At 66.3% G+C, this 2187-nt stretch carries 1 protein-coding gene; it reads left to right on the top strand.

Annotated features, from left to right (window positions below; genetic code table 11):
- The first annotated feature begins 227 nt into the window (after positions 1-227).
- The gene (gene htpG / locus IAE56_RS20810) at positions 228-2114 is read left to right on the top strand and encodes a molecular chaperone HtpG (RefSeq protein ID WP_200753825.1); all 1887 of its coding nucleotides are present in this window, start codon (positions 228-230) and stop codon (positions 2112-2114) included.
- Positions 2115-2187 lie beyond the last annotated feature (73 nt).

Below are 2187 nucleotides of genomic sequence, written 5' to 3'. Positions count from 1 at the left end.
CCATGGATGGCGCCTACGAGCCCCCATGGACGGGTTTACGGCGTGTCCTGCCAACCCACACCGCCCCGCCATCCCACGGAATGACGCTCTGGCTGTTGCCGTTGAAGTTGCTTCGGCAGGTGCAGGGCGCAGCCCTGCCCGACCAACCCCTTGATTTCGGGACAATCAGCCATACCCCTTGGCCAGGCCGCACGCGCTGGCGCGGCATTGCACACGGAGCCCTATCGATGACCGAGACCACCCAGACCGAAACCCTTGGCTTCCAGACCGAGGTCAAGCAGCTGCTGCAGCTGATGATCCACTCGCTGTACTCCAACAAGGAAATCTTCCTCCGCGAGCTGGTCTCCAACGCCGCCGACGCCGCCGACAAGCTGCGCTTCGAAGCCCTGACCCAGCCTGCCCTGCTGGAAGGCGACAGCGAACTGCGCGTGCGCGTGAGCTTCGACGCCACCGCCCACACCATCACCATCGAAGACAACGGCATCGGCATGAGCCGCGCCGAAGCCATCGCCCACCTTGGCACGATCGCCAAGTCCGGCACCGGCGATTTCCTGCGCCAGCTGTCCGGCGACCAGAAGAAGGATTCGCAGCTGATCGGCCAGTTCGGCGTCGGCTTCTACAGCGCCTTCATCGTCGCCGACGAAGTGGAAGTGACCTCGCGCCGCGCCGGCCTGGCCGCCGCCGAGGGCGTGCGCTGGACCTCGCGTGGCGAAGGCGATTTCGACGTGGCCACGATCGACAAGTCCGAGCGCGGCACCCGCATCGTCCTGCACCTGAAGGATGGCGAGCACGACTTCGCCGACGGCTGGCGCCTGCGCAGCATCCTCAAGAAGTACTCCGACCACATCGGCCTGCCGATCCAGATGCCGAAGGAAGGCGAAGACGCCGCCGGCGAGTGGGAGACCGTCAACCGCGCCAGCGCGCTGTGGACCCGCCCGCGCACCGAGATCAGCGACGCCGAGTACAACGAGTTCTACAAGCACGTGGCGCACGACCACAGCGACCCGCTGGCGTGGAGCCACAACAAGGTCGAAGGCAAGCTCGAGTACACCTCGCTGCTGTACGTGCCTGGCCGCGCGCCGTTCGACCTGTACCACCGCGACGCGCCCAAGGGCCTGAAGCTCTACGTGCAGCGCGTGTTCGTGATGGACCAGGCCGAGCAGTTCCTGCCGCTGTACCTGCGCTTCATCAAGGGCGTGGTCGATTCCAACGACCTGTCGCTGAACGTTTCGCGCGAGATCCTGCAGTCCGGCCCGGTCATCGATTCGATGAAGGCCGCGCTGACCAAGCGCTCGCTGGACATGCTGGAAAAGCTGGCCGCCGACAAGCCGGAGCAGTACGCCACGTTCTGGAAGGAATTCGGCCAGGTGCTGAAGGAAGGCCCGGCCGAGGACTACAACAACCGCGAGAAGGTGGCCGGCCTGCTGCGCTTCGCCTCCACCCGTGGCGAGGCCGATGCACAGACCGTGTCGCTGGCCGATTACATCGGCCGCATGGCCGAGGGCCAGGACAAGATCTATTACCTGACCGGCGAGAGCTACAGCCAGGTGCGCAACAGCCCGCACCTGGAAGTGTTCCGCAAGAAGGGCGTGGAAGTGCTGCTGCTGACCGATCGCATCGACGAGTGGCTGATGGGCTACCTGACCGATTTCGACGGCAAGGGCTTTGTCGACATCGCCCGGGGCGACCTCGACCTGGGCGCGCTGGAAAGCGAGGCCGACAAGCAGGAACAGGAAGCCGCGGCGAAGGACAAGCAGGGCCTGGTCGAGCGCCTGAAGACGGTGCTGGGCGATGACGTGGCCGAAGTGCGCGTCTCGCACCGCCTGACCGATTCGCCGGCGGTGCTGGCCATCGGCGAACAGGACCTGGGCCTGCAGATGCGCCAGATCCTGGAAGCCAGCGGGCAGAAGGTGCCGGCCAGCAAGCCGGTGCTGGAGATCAACCCGGGCCACCCGCTGATCGCCAAGCTCGACGCCGAAGCCGATGGCGCGCGCTTCGACGACCTGGGCCGGGTGCTGTTCGACCAGGCCGCGCTGGCCGCCGGTGACAGCCTGAAGGATCCGGGCGCCTACGTGGCACGCCTGAACAAGCTGCTGCTGGAACTGTCAGCCTGACCGATGGGGAGGGCGCCGGGCATGGCCCCGCGCGACCGGGGGGGGACAAGCTTTTTTAGAGTCGAGCCGGGCT

This window comes from Stenotrophomonas sp. S41, from assembly GCF_016624625.1.
GTDB lineage: Bacteria > Pseudomonadota > Gammaproteobacteria > Xanthomonadales > Xanthomonadaceae > Stenotrophomonas.
This window is presented reverse-complemented; position numbering and strand designations above follow the sequence as displayed.

Bases quoted from the DNA above. Each gene is read 5' to 3' on its own strand.
- htpG (WP_200753825.1), top strand. From the start codon at position 228: ATGACCGAGACCACCCAGACCGAAACCCTTGGCTTCCAGACCGAGGTC.